The 20,129-nt window shown below is 56.9% G+C and carries 13 protein-coding genes; all 13 read right to left on the minus strand.

The annotated features are described in order from the left end of the window. Positions 1-4: 4 nt before the first annotated feature. Positions 5-4,357 (minus strand): type VI secretion system protein, encoded by a 4,353-nt coding sequence (locus LQZ21_RS04690; RefSeq protein WP_411043013.1) that lies wholly within the window; start codon positions 4,355-4,357, stop codon positions 5-7. After that, a complete protein-coding gene (locus tag LQZ21_RS04695) occupies positions 4,357-5,067 on the minus strand; it encodes a DotU family type IV/VI secretion system protein (RefSeq protein ID WP_411043014.1) in 711 nt (236 codons plus the stop codon). Before LQZ21_RS04695 ends, LQZ21_RS04690 begins: the two co-directional genes overlap by 1 nt. A 9-nt stretch (positions 5,068-5,076) precedes the next feature. Next, entirely contained in the window at positions 5,077-6,456 is a 1,380-nt protein-coding gene (gene tssK / locus LQZ21_RS04700; protein ID WP_411043015.1) for a type VI secretion system baseplate subunit TssK, read from the minus strand. A 9-nt stretch (positions 6,457-6,465) separates the two neighbouring features. Then, positions 6,466-7,122, minus strand: coding sequence for a hypothetical protein (locus LQZ21_RS04705; RefSeq protein WP_411043016.1), 657 nt, complete (start codon positions 7,120-7,122; stop codon positions 6,466-6,468). A 256-nt stretch (positions 7,123-7,378) separates the two neighbouring features. Continuing rightward, positions 7,379-9,007: a hypothetical protein gene (locus LQZ21_RS04710; RefSeq protein ID WP_411043017.1), complete on the minus strand. Its 1,629-nt coding sequence runs from the start codon at positions 9,005-9,007 to the stop codon at positions 7,379-7,381. Positions 9,008-9,071: 64 nt separating this feature from the next. Continuing rightward, complete coding sequence (locus LQZ21_RS04715) at positions 9,072-10,226, minus strand: DUF6931 family protein (protein ID WP_411043018.1); 1,155 nt, start codon at positions 10,224-10,226, stop codon at positions 9,072-9,074. Between the two features lie 9 nt (positions 10,227-10,235). Next, complete coding sequence (locus tag LQZ21_RS04720; RefSeq protein ID WP_411043019.1) at positions 10,236-10,631, minus strand: hypothetical protein; 396 nt, start codon at positions 10,629-10,631, stop codon at positions 10,236-10,238. After that, positions 10,628-13,051 (minus strand): hypothetical protein, encoded by a 2,424-nt coding sequence (locus tag LQZ21_RS04725; protein WP_411043020.1) that lies wholly within the window; start codon positions 13,049-13,051, stop codon positions 10,628-10,630. Before LQZ21_RS04725 ends, LQZ21_RS04720 begins: the two co-directional genes overlap by 4 nt. A 16-nt stretch (positions 13,052-13,067) precedes the next feature. Beyond that, entirely contained in the window at positions 13,068-14,285 is a 1,218-nt protein-coding gene (locus LQZ21_RS04730; RefSeq protein ID WP_411043021.1) for a contractile injection system protein, VgrG/Pvc8 family, read from the minus strand. A 10-nt stretch (positions 14,286-14,295) separates the two neighbouring features. Then, on the minus strand, positions 14,296-14,586 hold the full coding sequence (locus LQZ21_RS04735; protein WP_411043022.1) for a hypothetical protein: 291 nt from the start codon (positions 14,584-14,586) through the stop codon (positions 14,296-14,298). Next, positions 14,587-17,232, minus strand: coding sequence for a type VI secretion system ATPase TssH (gene tssH, locus LQZ21_RS04740; protein ID WP_411043023.1), 2,646 nt, complete (start codon positions 17,230-17,232; stop codon positions 14,587-14,589). It lies immediately after the preceding gene. 27 nt (positions 17,233-17,259) lie between these two features. Then, a complete protein-coding gene (gene tssG, locus LQZ21_RS04745; RefSeq protein ID WP_411043024.1) occupies positions 17,260-18,339 on the minus strand; it encodes a type VI secretion system baseplate subunit TssG in 1,080 nt (359 codons plus the stop codon). Then, positions 18,318-20,120: a type VI secretion system baseplate subunit TssF gene (tssF, locus tag LQZ21_RS04750; protein WP_411043025.1), complete on the minus strand. Its 1,803-nt coding sequence runs from the start codon at positions 20,118-20,120 to the stop codon at positions 18,318-18,320. The genes tssG and tssF overlap by 22 nt, the downstream gene beginning before the upstream one ends. Between the last annotated feature and the right edge of the window lie 9 nt (positions 20,121-20,129).

Consider the following 20,129-nt stretch of genomic DNA (forward strand, 5'->3'; position numbering starts at 1 on the left):
GCCCTCAGCGGTTGACCGTAACCATACCGTCCACAATCCTCAGATTCGGCCAGGTAACGGTGGTATACCAGCGATCCGGGCCTGGAATTTCGGCGCTAAAATCGATCCCCGTAAAATACACGTATTGTCCCCGTCCGTCGGCCACAAAGACGGGAAAGTAGAAGCCCCCCTGGCCGTCGCTTATGGCCTCCCGCTGCAAATAGATATCAAAAATCGACCAGGGGTCATTAAAGGCAACCACCGCCGCCGGATCCCGGTCCATGGAGGCCCGGTAGAACCTGAGGGTGATCCCCTGGTCCACGGGGCTGCCCTCCGCCAGGCTGATCTTTTCATTGGTATAGGTGTTAAAGGACCGGGGGCTTCTCCCGGCGACGGAAGCCTCCAGGTACCTGAAACGGCTGACCGCAAGGAGGCGGCCGCTCAGGGAGAGTTTCCCCTGAAGGTCAATGGGCGGCTGGGAGAGGGTCCAGGTGAGGGGTTTGGCGGAATTGACCGCGGCCACGGCAAATTGATAGATGGTCTGCGCCCAGGTCCGGGCCGCGGAACCCCGGAACAGGATGGGATGCAGTATCGGTTCCAGGGGGTCCTCATTTTCGACGGGCTGTACCGGCAAATCGCCGGCCCCCATGTCCTTGAGCAGCGGGGCCAGATCCTCCAGGGCGCTGATGGAGATGACCTCCTGCCGGGGGGCGTCGGCAACCAGGGGGAAGACCCGGAGGCTGTCCATTTGTTCCGCAAAGGCCGCCAGTTTCAGGCCGCAATAGGTTCTGGACAGGGTACCGACGCCGTCCATGATAAAATCGTTCCACCAGCCTATGCTGATGTTCCGGGTATCGGAATACACGGTCATATAGGTTTCTTTAATTTCATCCAGGGGTAAGGCCCGCAGCTGCTTAAAGGCCGCCTCCGCATCCGGGGGCAGTCTGCCCCAGGCGGTAAGCATCCGATCCGCATCGGCGCTCATAAAGGCGGAAAGCATCTTTATCCGGTCGTTCATGGAAGCGATGAAATCGGTTTTTTCCCGCTTTAAGACTTCGGACAACACAATATCGTTGACATCGTTTAGTATGTCGATACATTCGGTGTAGAGGGACTGGAGGACCGAATTGATCTGGTAGGGTTTGGTTTGATCCACCCGCGCCCGGTATTCCCGCCAGCTTGGGGAGGGGATATAGGCGTTGTCGGGGTAATTCCCCCAATAGCTGAGGAATAAACCGAGGTACTTACTAAAGGCTTCGGTTTGATAGATGGTCCCATCCTGGTTTTGCAGGAAGTGCGGCTGGTCGGTAAGATTTACATACTGGGTAAAGAGATCGTTATAGGCCGCGATGCCGTCGCTTATCTCCTTTACTATGATCGGATCATAGCCCCGGTTATAGTTTATCCCCCCCAGGGCGCTCTGGATTGCCCGGCCGGTGAGGGAGAACACATCCCGGTCTTCCTCTTCCGAGCGGAGGGCTATCATGGCGCTGATATTTTCCGGGGAGCTGGAGAGGAAGTCGTATTCGACGCTGAGGACCAGGTAGCGGTTAAGATAGGCCTGGGCAGCGAGGATGATCCGGCCGTTGCCGATAAGGGTCGCGGTCTTTTCGTTTTCCGCATAGGGTTTAACGTAGGATTCGTAATTATCAAAGGCAGCGATGATGTCATACTGGCCGCTCATCCAATCCAAATTAACGGTATTCCGCAGCTGGGCCGGGTCCAGGATGTCAATGGCCCCGGCAAGGGTCAATATCCGTTCCACCACCATAAAAAGGGATTCCGAAGCCGGGTCATCGGTCATTTTTTGGGACAAAAGCTCATTGCTTTTAAGGCTCAGGGCGGCGGTCCGCAGGTTTTCCAGTTCCCGGGTCAGATTACGGGAAAATTCCTGCTCCAGCAGGCTGACCGCCCCGGGGATTCCGCGGGTCCCGGTGCTCTTTTTCCTGATAAAATCCATATCCCGCTTGAAAATATCCGTATAATCCTTTACCGCGTAATTGATCACCAAATCGTTGAACAGGTAGTCGTTTATCAGGTTGTTTCCAAAGGGATCGGCGCCCTCGGAGTCGTTAAGGCCCAGGGGTATATTAACCCGGAGCATTTCGCTCTTTATTTCCGCGAAAATCTCCCTGCCCCGGGAGACCAGGCTGGTTTGGGTTTGGGACAGGTCCTTCCATTCGGCAACCAGGTTCTCCACATCCCGGAGGGAATCGGCGTCAACGGCCCGGCGCAGGAGCAGGGTAATCCGGCCGTAATTGGTAACAATATTCTGGGAAATGGAAACCAGGTTTTTTATTTTGCCGTAGAGGGAATCGGGGTAAACCGAAAGCCGCTGCCAGGCGGAGAGGATGATCTGCAGCGCCGCCCCCTTGGCCTGGAGAAAATCATTGGAGTAGACATAGGCCGCTTCTTCGGAAAAGGTGTAACGCCGGTCATGGTTGGCGATAAAGCTGTTAAGCAGGGCCCGGGAATCGTTGGAAAGTTCCGGCAGAATATAGGCTATCATGACTTCCGAATCGTATTGATTGGAGCGAAAGATACGCTGAAAATCATCCCGGGCAAGTTCATCAAGCAGGGTAAAGGACTCGATGACCGAACGCAATTCCCGGTCAAGCAGGGGGGTCGAAAAGGACTGGTCAATCAATTTAGAGCCCACGCTCTTGATCAGGGGGGTTCTGATAAGGCTGCCGTAGAGCTGGTTGGTAATGAAGATCCGGTCCCGGCGGCCCATGTTAAATTCCCCGAAGGTGATCAGATCCGAAAGCAGAAAACCCAGGGAAGGGGTCAGGTTGGTGTTCCGATAGGCCAGGGCATTATAGTAAAACTGCACCGGCGATGCCCCGTTGTTCTGCCGGCTGGGATTGGTGTTAATGGCAAAGGTCCCATCCCGGTTTTTTATGATGAGGGGGGGGCCGGCGCCGTCCCGGTCCCCGATGGTGGGAGCCAGGGACTGGTAATAAGCGGTAATCTGGGCCAGGGAGGCGGTGACATCATCGGCCCTGAAAAAGGCGGTGAAGAGCAGGATAAAAGAAAGGATTATCAACAACCCGCAGAAGGCAAAGAGGGGTATTGCCCGGTTCAGGGCTTCTTTTCGGACAAAGACCGCCTGGGGGGAGGGGTTGAAGATAAACTTTTGCAGCATATCCCGGATAAAGTAGGACTGGGAGACCGGGGGAGCTGCCTCGGACAGGAGGAGGTCCTCGGTGGTTTTTCCCGCCAGGGCGGCCATGCCGGGGCTGAAGGAAAAGCCCAGATCCGTGGCACTGGTAAAGAACAGGCCGTCGAAAACCGTATCCTTGGTTCCGTGGAAGGTGTCTTCGCTAAAGAGGGTCTCCAGATAAATATGGAGGTTTTGGTACAGGGCGTCGAAATTATCGGGAAATACCAAGAGTTTTCCCGTTACATCCATACGGTTTGATGCGCCGGAGATACGGAGCTGTATGTCCCGGGAGATCATGCTTCGTTTATACCCCGAGCGGAAGCGACCGAGGAGGCTGTTCCAAAAGGCCTTAAAATCTTCCGACCGGTAAAAGGCGGTTTTATTTTCGTAGCCCAGGATCTGATGCCGCAGTTCCCCGGAAAGCCCCTGGGCGTATTCCCGGAAGCCGTTTACCATATCCAGTTTGGTCACCACCACATAACAGGGCAGCCGCATGCCGCTGGCATCCAACAGGTGGGCCAGCTCGTTTGCCATGAGGGTGGCCTTTTTGCGGGTCAGGTCCCCGTCGTCCGTCAAAAGGGCGTCCGCGGGAATGGTCAGGATCACCCCGTCCAGGGGTTTACGGTAATGTTTGCGGCAGACCTGCCGGATGATGTGGGTCCACTCCGCGCTGGAGCCCTCGAGCCAGCGGTCAAAAAAGACGCTGCCGCTTATGTCGCAGACCACCGCCTTGCCCCCCAGCCAGACCCGCACCGGCAGGCCCTTGTCACCGGGGTCGGCCTTCCGCTCCTCCGCGGAGGGGACCAATTCCAGCTCGCTCGCCTCCAGAAGGGTGGATTTTCCCGAACCGGGTTCCCCCAGGAGCATGAACCAGGGCACCCCGTACAGGCCCCGGCCGTGGAGGGCCGCCAGGTCAAAGCCCTGCTTGAGGAGTTCGTCTATCTTGAGGATGTTGTCCGAGAGATCTTCCTTGGCCTGGGCATGCTTGTCCCCCCCCTGGGCAAGTTGGGCCACATGGCGCCACACCATCAGGTCCTTGAGGATGTCCCGGGTTTCCTTGGCCTTGATCCGCTTGCGCTTGAGTTTTCCAATCAGGGGCAGCACCACCAGCAACACGACGAGGAGCAGCACGATAGCCAGAATGATCTTGGCCAGGTTATTGGTCCGTATCAGATTGATGATAACCGGAAAAAAAGAGGTAAGCTGCTTAAACATCACGGCGCCTCATCGGGACCGGTTCGGATTTCCCGGGCCTGGGCAGCGGCGCGGGACAAGCTTTCCCGGAACGGGAGGGTGGTGTCAAAAAAGACCGTAAAATTAACGATCAGGGAAACCACCAAAAAAAGGAGGGCAACAAAGAGGGTCATCCGCAGGGGCCGCAGGGCCTGCCCCTTTTTTAATCCGGCGATCCGCTTTTCCGCGGCGACCTTGACTATGGGTTCTTCCCGGATATCCAGTTCCCCGGGGAAGCGGGCCGCACATTCCTTCATGGTTTTTTCGATATACCCATGATCCCGAATATGGATCCCCTCAAAACCCAGGCCGAGCATGGTATAAAAGAGGGGAATGGTGTTATGGGCCTTGTGGTCCCCCAGGGCATCGGCGAGGAGGTTGAAAAACTTTTCATCCCCGGAGAGCTCGTTGTAGTCCCTGCCCAGTTCCCGCCAGTCCCGGTTAAAGGGGAAGCTCCCCTCCTTGACCATAAAATCGATAAAAAACACCAGGGGCCGTTCTATGCGTTCATATTCCCGGCTGAGAACCGGGTCTGCCGAGGCGGTAAGTTTCGCGTCCTGCAGGGCGGTTTCCATATCCTCCCGGAATTTGTCCATCAAGGGGGGATACCCGGCCTGGTTCAACTGCCAATAATTGCAGAGGGTGGTCAAAACCGGGCGGCAAAGCTCTTCAAGGTTTGCGGGGACGATCATGGGCTGCTCCTATTCCACCACGGTGATAAACAGGGAGGTTTCCAGGCCGGGAAAGAGGTCCTGGGCATAGTCGATTACCATTCCCTTTTCTTCACACATATCCCGCCAGACCTTGGCGGATTCGGCGAGATCCAGCCGGAACCAGAGGGTGCCCTCCAGGATAGGCAAAAACCGGGGGGGATACCGCAGCCCCACCAGCTTCATGCCCCGGACCCGCAGGGACTTTGCCCCGGGGTTTATCAGCTTAAAGGTATCCCCCTGCTCCAGGGCCCGGATCACCTCATTCCCGTCCGCCGTGGTACTTACCGCCAGGAACATCTCGTTGACCTCGGCGATATCCTCGGTTTTGATGCCGGTGAACAGGTAATTGCCGTCCTCGGTGGGGGTAAAGCTGAGCCGGATATACCCTGCCCCGCCCTCGCTTCTGATAAAGGAACGGATATCCTTAAAGAGTTCGGTAAACACCGGCAGGCGGTCATCGTGATCGTAGCGCCGGATATCCCGGATGCCGTTTTGGGGGTTAATGCCCATGAGTTCCGAGAGGAAGGAGGCCAGTTCCAGATACAGGGTAAAGGGGGTGATAAAGCCGTCCACCAGGAGGGAAGAAAGCCGGAGCTGGTAATAGTTCAGGGTCCGCAGCAGGAGCAGGGACCGGGCGTCGTCCAGGGCGTCGGTCCGGGAAAATGCCTCGTCCTGCATGGGAGCTTCGGTGAGGGCGCTCTGCTGTTTATCCCGGCAGCGGCGTATGTCCGGGATAAGCCCCACGGCCATGTTGAAGAGGGGGTCGTCGCCGGTAAGCATCATAAAGGGAGGGAGGTATTTTTCGTCCACCTTGACCTGGCCCTGGCTGGTATCCCGGGTCAGGACGTTCAGTTTAAGTATGGGCAGGATCTGCATATCCTTGGTATCGTCCTGGTCCGTTACCAGCCGGGCGTTGATCCTGCGGGTGATAAGGGTTATTTCATTGTCCCCGGCATTCTCGTCCCGGACCCGTTTTTTCTGGGCCAGGTAGCGCTTTTTCCCCTGGGAAGCATCCTCGTCCGCGAGGTTGGCCTCTAATTCGGACCAGTCGGGGACCGCCGCATACACGGTAAGGTCCGTGGGATTTTGCTTGAGGGCCTCACTTAAATCCAGGGGTTTTAGGATGCAGTTCCCCGGCATGGAGAGTTCCAGGCCGTCCCCCATGACCGCGGAAAAGCGCTTAAGCGCCACCCGCCCCCCTTCCAGGGCTTCCAGGTCAAGCTCAAAATCGATGAGCCCATAGGCATAGGGCAGAAAAAAGGAACGGTTAAGCCGGGTATATTCCGAGATGGTCCGCTGCTGATACTGAAAATGGTGGGGCTGTAAAAACTGGCCGTCGTTCCAATGCAATAATTCTTCAAAGCGCATAGATTACCCTCACGTATTGGTTTCTCCGTCACCGGAGCTTTCTCCCTCCCCCGGGGTCTGGCCGCTCTCCGGGGCCGGGGAAGTCTCGTGGACCCGTACCGCGGCCTCCCGGTTATTCGGCCGCCGGATTTCCGCGGGCAGGCCGGTCCGGGGGTCTTTGGGCAGCTCGAACACCCGGGTGATCTTTTCGGGTTCAATCTCCACATAAACCGGCCGGGTAAAGATGCCGTTCTTTTTAAGATCCACGGTGATGATCCGGGGATCTTCCTCGGGCATATCCGGGGAATGGGGCAGATCCGCGATAAGCATCAAGGTGACGGGCTTTTTCTTGAGCCACCGGTCCCAGTAATCCGACCGGAAGTACAGGGTGGCAGGCACGGTCTGTTCCTGGGAAAAATACACGGTAAAGGGCTCCAGCCGTTTCCGCAGGGGGCTGCCGGGGGCAAAATACTTGTCCACCCCGTCCTTTTTGATCTGATCCGCCTCCTCGGCGGTAACCGCCGCGATGTCAAACTCTACCGACGGGTATATGGCGTAATGGTCCTCCAGATCCGGGGAAAGGCCCACCACCACCCGGCGCTGGCTGGCGCAGCCGGAAAGGGCCCAGAGGATCAGGGCCGCGCCCAGGAGCCGGAAAAAAACGAATCCCTTTACTGCATGGTTCACCGGCGCGCCTCCTTAGGGGACAATGCGCTGGCCCCGGGGATGCGGCAGGCCGGGGCACAGCTATTTTTCGCCCCTACTGTATTATCCGGGCGGGGTACATAATCTGCCATAGGGGCCTCCTTTTTCGTTCATACGGGCCATAACCGGGCTTTTGCCCGGTTCCGCCCCCTGAGTATACCCGCAAGCCGCGTTACGATCAATGCGAAGCGCGGGGGGTACGGTGCATTGTTCACCGGTTACGCCGGCACGGCTCCGGCTATTTGGGTAATTCAAGTCTGAGCGGCCCCACCGGATCTGTCATGTCCGGATCTATAGCACTCCATCCAGTTAATTGTTTGACCTTGTATAGCGGAGCCACCGATGAAGCGGCGGTATATGCGACGCCGAAAGCATCTTTGGCATAGCCGGAATAGTTCGTTTGAGAGGTACCCGCACCCAGGCCGGCAGTGGTATACTCATTGAAGGTATACAGGGAAACAGCAGGATTTGACACCGCTTTACTTCCAAAAACACGATAGGGGATATAGGTTTCCATTCCATAGTCAAGGCCAGAGTCATATAGAAAGGAACCCGGGCTGCTTTCAAGCGCTATTTGCCCGTTCCAATTCAGCTTGAAAAAATACAGTCTTTCTTTATTATCAACCTTAACGGGCCTTATTATATGGATAACATACTCCTCACCATGCTGACCCTCATTGCCGGTGCCGATGGCATACCCGATAAATTTGGGGGTTGCAGCCGAATCATACACCTTGGTTAATCCGGGGCCGCCTTTCTTGGCGAGGATATACCAGCCTACTGGGTCCCCGCCGTAGATGTAGGAATTTTCATCGGTGGTGTTATAATAGGCCCAGCCCGGCTTAGGGTTTTTAAGCTCATCAACGTCGTTGTTTTTATAGGCCCCCTGCCAGACTATTGAAACGCCGTCCGTACCATTCGTGCCGTCGTGGGTGAATTCATTCCATGTCTGGTTGTTGTAGATGTAGCATATACCATTTGTGTTACGGTAGACCCAGCCATCCTGGGGGTTGGCAAGCGCCGGATCGGTTTCGCTGGCATAGGGCCCCCCCTTCCAGTGCAGCGAATAGGCGAAGACATTCCACTGATTATTGTAGTAGATGTAGGACCTATTGTCCGTGGTGTTATAATAGGCCCAGCCCGGCTTAGGGTTTTTAAGCTCATCAACGTCTTTGTTTTTATAGGCCCCCTGCCAGACTAGGCCAGGGTCGCCTTTCCCGGCGAGGATATACCAGTCTTTGTAGCCCGGGAGCCCGCCGTAGATGTAGGAATTACCATCGGTGGTGTTATAATAGGCCCAGCCATCCTGGGGGCTGACAAGCGCCGGATCGGTGTCGGCGTCATAGGCCCCCTTCCAGACCAGCGAAACGCCGGGGTCGCCTTTCGCTCCGTCCTCGCCGTCCCTGGCAATGAGCTGCCACCCATTGTAGTAGATGTAGGATGCCTTGTTATCTTCGTTATAGTAAGCCCAGCCATTCTGAGGAGGGCCGAGTTCTTCCACCTTAGTTTGGTTCTTATAGGCCCCCTTCCAGACCAGGGATATGCCGTCTTTACCATTTAGGCCGGGCAGGCCAGTGTTACCAGTGTTACCAGTGTTGCCTTTTTCGCCTTGTTCGCCGGGGCTGCCCGGCAGACCCATGGGACCCATGGGGCCTTGGCAGGCGCCGATAGTCAGGAGGATAAGGATGTTCAGTATGCAGACAAAGATACGGCGGAGGGAATTCGGGCCGGTTACGCCCCGGCGGGTGCGGCCGGAACCGGGGAAATTGTCCGCCGGTTTACGAAATTGATCATCCTGATGGGATACATACCTGGTCATCATTGCCTCCTTGGGGAAGGGCCGCAGCCATGAAGGGCTTTCCGTCATGGCCCGCACTCCCCTACTGAAAAATACCCCCGGCTGTGCCGGGTTTGGGATGCTTTAGGGGCCCTTATGTGTTGGGCTCCGGTTTCCAGCGTTTATAGCCGTTGTTAGGGGTGTCCGGCGGTGCGGGCGGGCTTCCATTCGGGGCGCCCGCGGTGATCGCCTCGTGGGGGGGCCTGCCTTCGGCAAGGCTCGCTTCCCAGTTATCCTTACCCCCCAGCACGTCGACCCCCAGGTTAAAGTAGACCTCGTAGCGCTCCTTTACCTTGCGGGTCCCCCCCTTGTGGAGGCCGCACATGAGCAGGGTCTGTACCAGGCCGTTGGGGGCAAGCCCCGGGGGGGTGGGGACCAACTGGTCGCCGCCGGGCATCAGGTTGCCGAAGGCCCAGAAGGCGCTGAGGGAGAGGAGCCCCGCGGGGGTGTCCGGGCACTCGTTGCCGATGTCCAGGCAGGCCTTGCTGTTGGGCTCGTCGGGGGCCACCACCCAGCGGTACACCGCGGTAAGGGCGTTGTCCCGGAGCTTTTTTTCGTGTTCCGGGACCTTGGGGGGGATCACCGCCTTGATGGTCTCCACGGTCTCTTTCCGCACCGCCTGGATCTGTTCCTTGAGCTTTTTGGTTTCCACAAAAATGGGGGAATTGGGATCGAGCTGGTAGGGATCCTCCCCCACCCGGGCGGCGGCTTTTTTGAGCAGATCCATGGGGTGGATGCCGTGGACCCGCTTGAATTCCTGGAAGGCCACTTCCACCGCGTCTTCCACGAATTTGAGCATCTCCGGGTCCAGCTTGGCCCGGGCCGCGGCCCGTTCCGCCCTGGCCTGTTCCAGCATGGCATTCATTTGTTCGATCTGGGCAGGGGTCGCCTTGGGTATCTCCACCTTGGCCCATTCCGGCACCTTCATGTCGAAGCTGGTCCCGATTTCAGCGATGTCCCGATCCACCGCGGGGTTTATGGCCAGTTCCTCCAGCAGGGAGAGGATACAGCGGTATACCCACCAGACCCCGGCCCGGCGGTGGGCAATATAGGCCAGGAGTTCGCAGCCGCTCTTGTAGTCCCCAAGGCGGGCTAATTTAAAGACCATGTCCTCCGCGGCCCGGACCCCCACAAAATGTTCCGCCAGGTCGGGCCGGATCTTGTAGCCCTCCTTTTCCGCCGCATCCTCCAGGGTAAGGTAGCGTATCAGGGTAAGGTGTTTGTTCATCCATTCAAGTTTATCGGCCATGGGGTCTCCTTAAGTCATCTTTAGGGCTTTGGTCTCGATGTCCGAGGCCCCGGCCTTGGTCCGCAGGGCAGAGGCCCCGGAATCCGCGGCGGTGGCTTCGCCGGTGGCGGCCCGGGCCTCGGTCTCCGCGGCCTTAACCTCGCCGTTGGCGGCGGCCACCTTGTCCTGGGCCAGCTTGCCCTCGGTCTCTGCCCCGGATACGTCTACCCCGGCTATGGCGGTCTTTTCACCGGTAGGGTGGAGCCCCAGCTTGCCCGCCGGGCTGTCCGTTTCAGAGTTGGTGGTGATCAGAGACAGCAGGGCCGCCCCTGCGGCGGCCACTATGGCCCCCGCCACAGAACCGCCGATGATGGATTCCACCGCCCCCAGTATCTCTCCTTTCAGATCGTCATCTACTTCCATCATTTACCCTCCTCTGTTTTCGGTGGTGGTTCCAGACTTTCTAGATAGGGTTTAACCCTGTCGTATATGGTTCCACGGGAAGCAATCAATTTTGCTATATCCGCCGCCAATATTCCGCCGCCGGCGATGGCATTAAGAACATGGGTTCCCCATTTTTTTATTTTACTAAGCGTCGTCGCGTTCTTCGTAGCGGCTACACCGTATTGTTGTATATAAGTTGCGGCGCCTATCACCATATCCCCCGAAGGCCGCAGACGTATGGTCGCCGACGCGCCGGGAACGCTTATTGCTGCCAGAATAATGGACATCGCCTCTAAGGCGGCGACTATAATGCCGTCATCAACACTCAAGGCTATCACATTGATATTATCCCGCACAGATGATTTATCTTTACCGAGGTAAGTCAGCGAGCCGCCTGTATTCGTACTTGTTTTTAAATCATCCCGCCACTTTTTGGCATAGCTGGTATCAATTGCCTCATACACCGCACTAGTAATGTCCAGGAGCATATTCACAAATATCATAACTACTTCTATGGGTTCACAGTCTGAAAGAGCCGCACTCAGATTTTCCCTCATTGATTGCACGACTGCCCCGCTATTAGCACCCTGCGTATTTCCGCTCGCTCCTCTTGCAGTAACAGTAACTCTATCGGCTCGAGGGTTTGAATCTATACCTTTTACAAAAGCTTGTGCTTTATTGTCCCATTTCCCGAGCCAAGGAATAAAAGCTGCAACATCCTTAACAATCGTCTGGGTAAGCTTAAATATCCAAACACTTTGGGAGAGCGCCTCCTGCGCGGAAGGCTTCTTAAGAAGGGTAGCGGCACCTTCCGATATGTTTTGAGCCACTTCAACCGCATTGGCCGTATACAGAGCGATGGCAGCGTAACTATCCATATTGGACTGTTTGATAAATCTGCCGCCAAGGTTGAGCCCCCCTATGGATGCGTTTACGGCGGCGCCCCAGCCATCCCCAAGGGAAAAGCCGTCAACCCCCCTAATATTGACCCTTTGTCCGGTCATGCTTATCCCGCCCCGAGGGGTCATAGAAAGGGAGGTATCGTAGCTTAAGCCCACGCCGGAATTGGTTTTTTGGGTAACCACAGTAAAGCCCGCATCGCTGATTACCAGGGTGGTGCGCCCCACCTGGAGCCGGATTTCAGTAGCCGCCTTGATAATCACATTTCGGCCCGCCCGGATATGTATATCCCCCGTGTGAAGCATCGGGTCGTCTAGGGGGCTGTCCCCCACGGGGGCCTTGTCGGAAGTCCAATCAGGGGAATCGGAATTGTCAAACCGCAGCTTGGGGCTGAGCTCATCCGTGTTTACCAGAATTTCAAAACGTTTTGCCTTTAAAAGCTGGTAGTTATCCGCCCGGGTTTCGATGTCCCCGGCGGACTGGATATTGATGGTGTCCTGGGGATTAAAGTGCATGTCGTTCCACTTCTCACCTTTCTCTTTTTTGGGCTGCTGATTCGGGGGTAGCCTAGGCCATTTGGCCTTTTTACGGTAAAAGCCGATCTCTGTTTGGGTTGTTACTCCCTTTATTTCCATGGCGGAGGGAGAAACCTTGGGTTCCGTTCCAGACGGTTCTGCCTCTATGTTATCAGCTGTATCGCAGTATAAGTATTTTACTTTCGGCGAATCCGGGAAGACATAGCCATCTTTTTCCACCCCGACCACTATGTATCCCTTTTTCGTTACCGTTATCGCCATGTCATAAGTCTTATTATCCGAACCCCTTGTCAGCGTTCCCTTGGTGAACTCAGCGTTACTCGTTTCTGCCTTAGTTATGATAATATTGTCGGCGCTTAATGCAATCTCCTCATCAAAAACCAAGCGCAAGGTATCGGTTATCTTTTTTGCTATGGAGAAGTTTGAGATGATTTCCTTTTTATCCGCGTCATGCGCAATCGATGTTAGAGTAAATCCCACCGATTTCTCTTTCGTCTTTTCCGCCGTCGTATTATATCGGAACGACATGCCGTGCCTTTCCGTGAAATCCTCCATACTGCCGGGGTTTTTCTGTTTTGCTATGAAATTGTTATCACTATCATCTTTACAATGCTCCGCTATCTCCGGGTAAAAAAGGTGGTCAGGGTCCGGAACATACCCCAACAACACATTGAAACTTGGCATGAGCCCGACGAGGACCTTTTCCCCGGTGCGGGGAAAGCGGAAAAGCCCCGCATTTTCACCGCCCAGGGGCAGGATAATCTTAACCTCCTTGACATCTACATTACCATCCGTTTTCGATTGGGCCTTGCCGTTGACTACTTTGACCACATAAAAGGAATAGTAGTCTGTCCTCCCTGCTTCTGTCCCTGAGCCTAGTGTGGGGAAAATATCAGGGTCTCCCTCCTTCTGTTTGGTACATATCGACCCGTCAGCATTACTTACCGTATAAATGTCAGCTTCCATAATCCTTTTCTTCTCCTTATAAATTGATGGGGACGAAACGCCTCTGCGCGTCCTTGCCAAAATCCATACATACTGCCCGCGCCTTGATACATTCCCCCTGGACGATATCCGAAGGCGCGGCCAGATCCACGGGCCAGATGGTCCGGGCCCGGAGCGCGAGTTCCGTAACCAGGGCGGTAATAACGCGGCGGTCCTGCCGGCCGTATACATGGGCAAGCTCAAATACCAGGCCCGGAACCAGGGCCAAATTTTCCGCCTCCCCTTCCCACCGGGACTTGGCGTACTGCAGGGCCAGGTACCGGGCGTCCAGGATGAGCTTAATGTCATCATCCATTTCCGCTTCCGGGGTTCCCCGTTCATACTGGTGGAAATGGGCGGTATAATCGTGGTACCGGTCCTTTGCCCTGGTTTGGCCCCGCTGCCACTGGCTGTTTCCCCGGAAGGATTCGGGATAGACGGCGGAAAGGGTCAGGCCGTCAACGCCGATATTGTTCTCCATACACCAGTTATCCATTTTCCATTGGTTCTGCCCCTCGTCTTTGCTTAAAAAGTCAAAGCGTCCTATTGCCGGGACCTTCCGCTTGTCGGAATATACCACCCCGGAAAGGGGAAACTTTTCGCCGTCGGAAAAATACAGCTCCGCATCCGCAAGACCCGAATCCCCCGGCCCGGGGTGGCAAAAGGTATAGGAAAGCCCGTAGATCCGAAGCAGCCGGTCCAGAAAGGCCAGACACGGCTCGTTTACCTCCTGGAACAGCAAATGGGGTCCGTACTTGCGGCGGTCGATATAATCGCCGCTGAAATTGCCCTTCAGGCCGTAACGGTTCAGGAGGGTCTCCACAATATCCAGGGGGGGTACATGGAAGAAGGATTCGCTCTGCAGGGTATGGCGGAGCCGGGCCAGTTCCGGCTCTATGGTAAATACCGTGCGGTAACAGTCCTGCTTGTCCAGCCCGACAATAACGCCGGTACATGCTATGGCGCTTACGATGCCGTGGAGCCAGCGGGTACGGCGGGTACGGTTGTCCCCCAGGCGCTGGGTAATGCTTAGGGTAAGCTTCTTGTCCAGCAGCTCTGCAAAATCCTCCATGGGGTGAAAGGTGCTGCTGAGTACGGTCAGCCTGCCCCGGTAGAGCCGGGAAAGCCCCTCTTCCAGTTCCAGTTCCCAGGGGTACAGGTCCTCGTAACCGCCCCCGGCAAGGCGCAGGGTCAGGCTGTTTTGGTTTTCCGCCACGGTACGCTCCCTATACGATTTCGTTTACGTTGGGGCAGACCATCACCGCGGTGGTCACGGGGATGCCAATGACGCTGACCCCGGTTACTACGCTGCCGATGTTTGCCGTGGGCCGGCCCTTGGCCAGTTTGGTGATGGCGGTAGTCATGGTGATGACCCCGGTTACGCACAGGGGCCCCGCCACAGCGTCCCCCAAACAGGCCACGGGCAGGCCCTTGACCATGGTGGTCAGGGCGCCGGGGCCGATGATCACATCCCCGGTGGCGGTTAAATTCGTGATGGTCGCTACAGGTGTAGGCATTTAGTCCTCCAAATTCTCAAAAGTATAGGTGAATTGTTCGTCTTTCACATCGATAAGGGCCCGTTTCAGGGTATTCCCTTCCATAATATTCCGCAGGAATTCCGCGCTGATCTCCGGCAGGATGCTGTTGTTGATCACCGAGTCGATGAGCCGGGCCCCGCTGGCCGCATTGTCGCAGCGGCGAATGATCTCGTCCTTAACCGCATCGGCGGCAACGAGTTCCGCCCGGTAGTTATCGCTTACCCGCTTTTTGATCTTCCCCAGTTTAAGGTCGATGATCGAGTAGAGGGCCCGCCTGCCCAGGGGATAGTAGGGCACAATCTGGAGGCGTCCCAGGAGGGCCGCGGGGAAGACCCGCATCATCTCCGGCCGGATGGCCGCTTCCAGGACCGAGGAATCGGGCAGCTTGTCCTCGTCGGCGCAGAGGTCGGCGATCACGGCGTCCCCCACGTTGGTGGTCAGGATGATGATGGTGTTGCGGAAATTCACCAGCCGTCCCGCGCCGTCTTCCATCTGGCCCTTGTCAAAGACCTGGAAAAAGATCTCGTGTACGTCGGGGTGGGCCTTTTCCACCTCGTCCAGCAGGACCACGCTGTAGGGCTTGCGCCGGACCGCTTCGGTCAGGACCCCGCCCTCGCCGTAGCCCACATAACCGGGGGGCGCCCCTTTAAGGGTGGAAACCGTATGGGCTTCCTGGAATTCGCTCATGTTGATGGTGATGATGTTCTCCTCGCTGCCGTAGATCTGCTCGGCCAGGGACAGGGCGGTTTCGGTCTTCCCTGTACCCGAGGGGCCCGCCAGCATGATCACCGCGATGGGCTTGTTGGGGTCTGCCAGGGAGGCCCGGGCGGTGGTTACCCGCTTGGAAATTATCGAGAGGCCGTGGTCCTGGCCGATGACCCGGCTTTGCAGTTCCTTGTCCAGGGTGAGGATCGATTGGATCTCGTTCTTCACCATGCGGCCCAGGGGTATGCCGGTCCATTCGGAGATAACCGAAGAAACCGCCTGGCTATCCACCAGGGGGAACACCAGGGGTTCCTCGCCCTGCACCTCGGCAAGCTCTTTCCGCTTTGCCTCCAGTTCCGCCTTGAGGCCCGCTTTTTCCGGGTCCCCTTTGGCCTCCTCCCGGAGCCGGATAATATCCGCCACCAGGGCCTTTTCCGTTTCCAGCCGCTTTTCTAACGCCGCCTTTTTCTCCTCTTCCCCGGCGATATCCTTCTCGATGGAGATGAGCTTTTCCTTGTGGTCAAAGCCCCCGGCTTCTTCCCGGGTGAGGATCTCCTTTTCCAGTTCCAGGGCCTCTATCCTGCGGCGGCAGTATTCCAGTTCCGCGGGTTCCGCGTTTTGGCTGAGGGCGACCTTGGCGCAGGCGGTGTCCAGGATGCTCACGGACTTGTCCGGGAGCTGCCGGGCGGGGATGTAGCGCCGGGAGAGTTTTACCGATGCGCCCAGGGCTTCGTCCAGGATGGACACCTGGTGGTGGGCCTCCAGGGCGGCGGCTATGCCCCGCATCATCTCCGTGCCCTTGGCGTCGTCGGGTTCGTCCACGATGATGTTCTGGAAGCGGCGGGTCAGGGCCGGGTCCTTTTCAAAGTATTTGATGTACTCCTGGTAGGTGGTGGCGGCGATACAGCGGAGCTGCCCCCGGGCCAGGGCGGGCTTTAAGAGGTTGGCGGCGTCGTTCTGTCCCGCCTGGCCCCCGGCGCCGATCAGGGTGTGGGCCTCGTCGATAAAGAGGATGATCGGGGTTTCGGAGCTTTGCACCGCCTCGATCACCTGTTTCAGGCGGTTTTCAAATTCACCCTTCATGCTGGCCCCGGCCTGGAGCAGGCCCAGGTCCAGGGAGAGGAGCCGGGTTCCCTTGAGGCTGCCCGGCACATCCCCCTTGGCAAGCCGCTGGGCAAAGCCTTCCACCACCGCGGTCTTGCCCACCCCGGCGTCGCCGGTGATGATGGGGTTGTTCTGGCGGCGGCGCATGAGGATGTCGATGACCTTGCGGATCTCACTGTCCCGGCCGACTATGGGGTCGCTCTTGCCGGAAGCGGCAGCGGCGGTCATGTCCGCGGTGTAGAGCCGCAGGGCCTCGGCGCCGCCCATGGCCGCGCTGCCCATGAGGGCTCCGGCCTGGCCGGTGGCGTTGCTTTCCCCCGCGGACACCGCGGTGGAGGTTTCCCCGGAATTGGTGACGATCTCCGGGAATTTTTCCGCCAGCATGTCCCCGTTGATCTTGAGGAATTCCCCGCTCATGTCGTGGAGCTGCCGGGCAAATTCCGGGGTCTGCTTTATGGCGATAAGGAGGTGGCCGGTGCGGATGGCCCCCTCCTTAAAGACCAGGGAAGCGATCATCCAGGCTTCCTTGATCACCAGTTCTATGGTATTGGAAAAGTCCGAGATGGAGGAGGCCCCCCGGGGCAGACTGTCCATGGCGGCGATCATGTCCTTGGACAATTTCCCTTCGTCCAAGGCAAAAAAACGTACCGCCTCGTGCCAGTCGGTGTTTTCCGAGAGGAGGATCTGGTTTACCCAGTGGGTCAATTCGATGTAGGGATTACCCCGGGTTTTGCAGAGAATGGTGGCGCTTTCGATGGACTTGTACGCCCGTTCGTCGAGTTTTGAAAAAAGCTGAATCCGTTTTAGTTTACTCATGAAAATTCCTCCGTTCCTTTTCGGACTTTACGCCGATTTTTCTTTCGCTCTATCTCGTTCTTTATCTCTTTCACGCTTCATCCGGTTAAACCGGGAAGCCTCGATTCTCAGTTCCAGTTCCCGGTCGGGATTGCCCAGCCGGCAGGTATAGCCCAACTGGGCGGCATCGGCGTTGGTTTGGGTCCAGTCAAAGCCCAGCCGCGCCTGGGGAATGCCCCGGGCAAGGTGCACCACAAAGACAAAATCCAGGGGACGGTTCAGGTAGAGGTGAACCGTCCGTAAGAGCAGCTCAAAACCGCCGCCGGGGGTTATCAACACCTGGTAGGTATCGAAGTCGATGGGGCCGATCTCTATTTCAAAGCGGCGGGTGACGCAGAGGCAGGTCCGGCCGATCTGCAGGTTAAGCCCCAGGATCGCGGTTTTCCGGTTCCCCAGGATCGCATAATCTTCGGGGTCCAGGTCATAGGGGGTGGTGATAAAGTCCTTTACCTGCACCCTGGTTTTGAGCATACGCCGCAGCACATCCTCCAGGCCGCTCCGGTTCCGGGCCATAAAGGAAAAACTTTCCCCATAGGAAAGGGCGATGTTTTCCGCAGCCCCGTCGAAATTCATATGCGGGGGCAGCCCGGTAAAACTTTTGATGATATCCCTTACCGGATCATCCGCCGGGCGGTCAAAACTGATGCTCTGCTCGTTTTGGGCAAAGGCCCGGTAATAAAAAACGTGCATCCGGTGATGGATAATATCCAGGAAACGCCGCCAGGTTTGGTCGTAATGGCTATAGGAGCGCTGATACACATAATGGGTAAATTCCAGGGGCATGGGCCCGTTTACCCCCAGGAGGCCCAGAAAGTAGGTAAACACCAGGGCGTCAACTCCCTCCCGTTTGCCTTCGATAATTTCGGCAATGTCGCTGGGGGGAAAGTAGAGATGGGGCATCTGGCCGAAGCGGATGTTCTCCTCCGAGGGGTGTTTCGCGTAACCCAGCCGGGGCCGGGAGGGATCGTTTTTTTCCAGCTTCCGCACAAAACCCCAAAAGTCCGGGGCAGCGATGCTGCGGCGGATATTCTGGGCCCAGGTTCTGGTTAATCTTCTAAGGTCTTCCATACCGCGATACGTCCCGATTGTTTGGTAAAAAAATGAATCTCCAGCAGGGTATTGATCGGCGAAAAGGACATGAGCAGCTCCGCCAGGACCCTGCCGAAAATATAGTGCCCTATGCCGGCATAGGCCGTTTCATCCAGGGTAAAACTCACCTTCCAGCCCACTTCAAAAAACACCGCCCCCTTTTTTATAAATCGGAACGCGGTATTTTCGCTTTCCAGGGAGACCAGACCCTCCAACATCCGCTCTGTTTCCTCCCCGGAACGGATCTGATAGGACCCCAGCAGGGTCCGCAGGGCTTCCAGGGGGAATTTGCCGTTCTGCCACAACAGGGCGGAAAGGTTAAACACCAGGTGGCTCAGTTTTGAAAAATCCGACGCCCCCCCCCGTTCAAAAAGGGAGGAGAGGGGACGGGTTGGCCGGGTCATAAAGTTCCCCCCGTTCAGGAAGGGATCATGGGAACTCAGATAGGTTTCCGGGGGCAAAAGCAGGGGCAGGTCCCGGTTGGTACAGATCGTTTCCGCGGCAAATTGATAGACGTCTTCCAGTTTTTTATCCTGGCCGGAAAAGGAAACGAAGAGCTCGGCGCCGCTGTAGGAACTGCGCTGGGTAAGGCGGGGATTCACCAGGCTTTTGCGGCGATGCTGGCTGAAAAAATTCTTTTTGGTTTTTTCCGCCAGGGGATTATCCTCATAAAAATTATCCGCTAAAAAAAGGCTTTCGTTCTGCTCGTTAAAGAATTCCAGGCGCTGAACATACACCACCTCGTAATCTCGGGGGGCGGACCGGTCGGGGACAATGTGAAACTGGTAGGCCTCCTTCTCGATGGAGACCCGGTCGGCCCGTTTGGCCAGGAGGTTCACCACGGGTACGCAGTTCAGCTTGAGGGAGGAAGCTTTCAGGGAAACCAGGGAGGGTTCCCGCCGCTTAAACACCAGGAGGAATTCCACGGAATTGACGGCGGACGCAAAGGCGCCCCCCAGATTGCTCAGGGTAAAAAATTTAAAGAACCCGGGGAAGGCCAGAAAATTCTGCAGTATCCGCAGTCCCAGGGCATGGCCCCTGATCTGATCGGGGAAAAGCTTTACCCCCGCGGCCAGGGGCATATCAAAGGTAACCCCGGAAAAGGGAACAAAACGATCGGTTTCTCCCCGGCGGATATAGAGGGCCACGGTCTCGTGCATGATCTGGCGCAGGAGCAGGGATGCATCCGCCTCCGCCAGGTTGATATAAAAGGTCAGGCGATCCGGAAAAGCGGCCAGGGGGCCGGCGGCGGTAACGAGTTTTATCCGCAGCCCCGCCAGGCCCTGGGGGTTATTGATATCAAAATCCGACAGGCTACGGGTGACATATTCCGCCTCCCCCACGGCCAGGGGGGAAATAACGGCGTCTTCCATGGTTGAAAAGGTACAGGGGGTATTAATAGTAGGAATCAGCGCGTCCAGCCTGGTTCCCGCCCCCAGGACGGCGCCGGAACGAACCTGTTCGTCACGGTAATTCGGGGCCAGTTCCACTACGGCCCCCGCGGGGATGGGATAGAGGGCGTTGGGGGCCACGGAATTTAACACCGATTCCAGTAAATTACGGTAGCCTTCGTCCAGCTTTTTTTCCACCCGGGCGGACAAAAAGGCGGTCCCCTCCAGCAGGCGTTCTATATAGGGGTCTTCACATTCAAATTCCCCCAAACCCAAACGGCCGGCGATCTTGGGAAACTCCGCGGCAAATTCCGCGGCTAAATTCCTGAGGTAGCTGAGGTTATCGCGGTAATAATCCAGGAGTTCCATCAATACCCC

Source organism: Treponema sp. TIM-1 (assembly GCF_046533115.1).
Taxonomy (GTDB): Bacteria; Spirochaetota; Spirochaetia; order Treponematales; family Breznakiellaceae; genus JAIRMO01.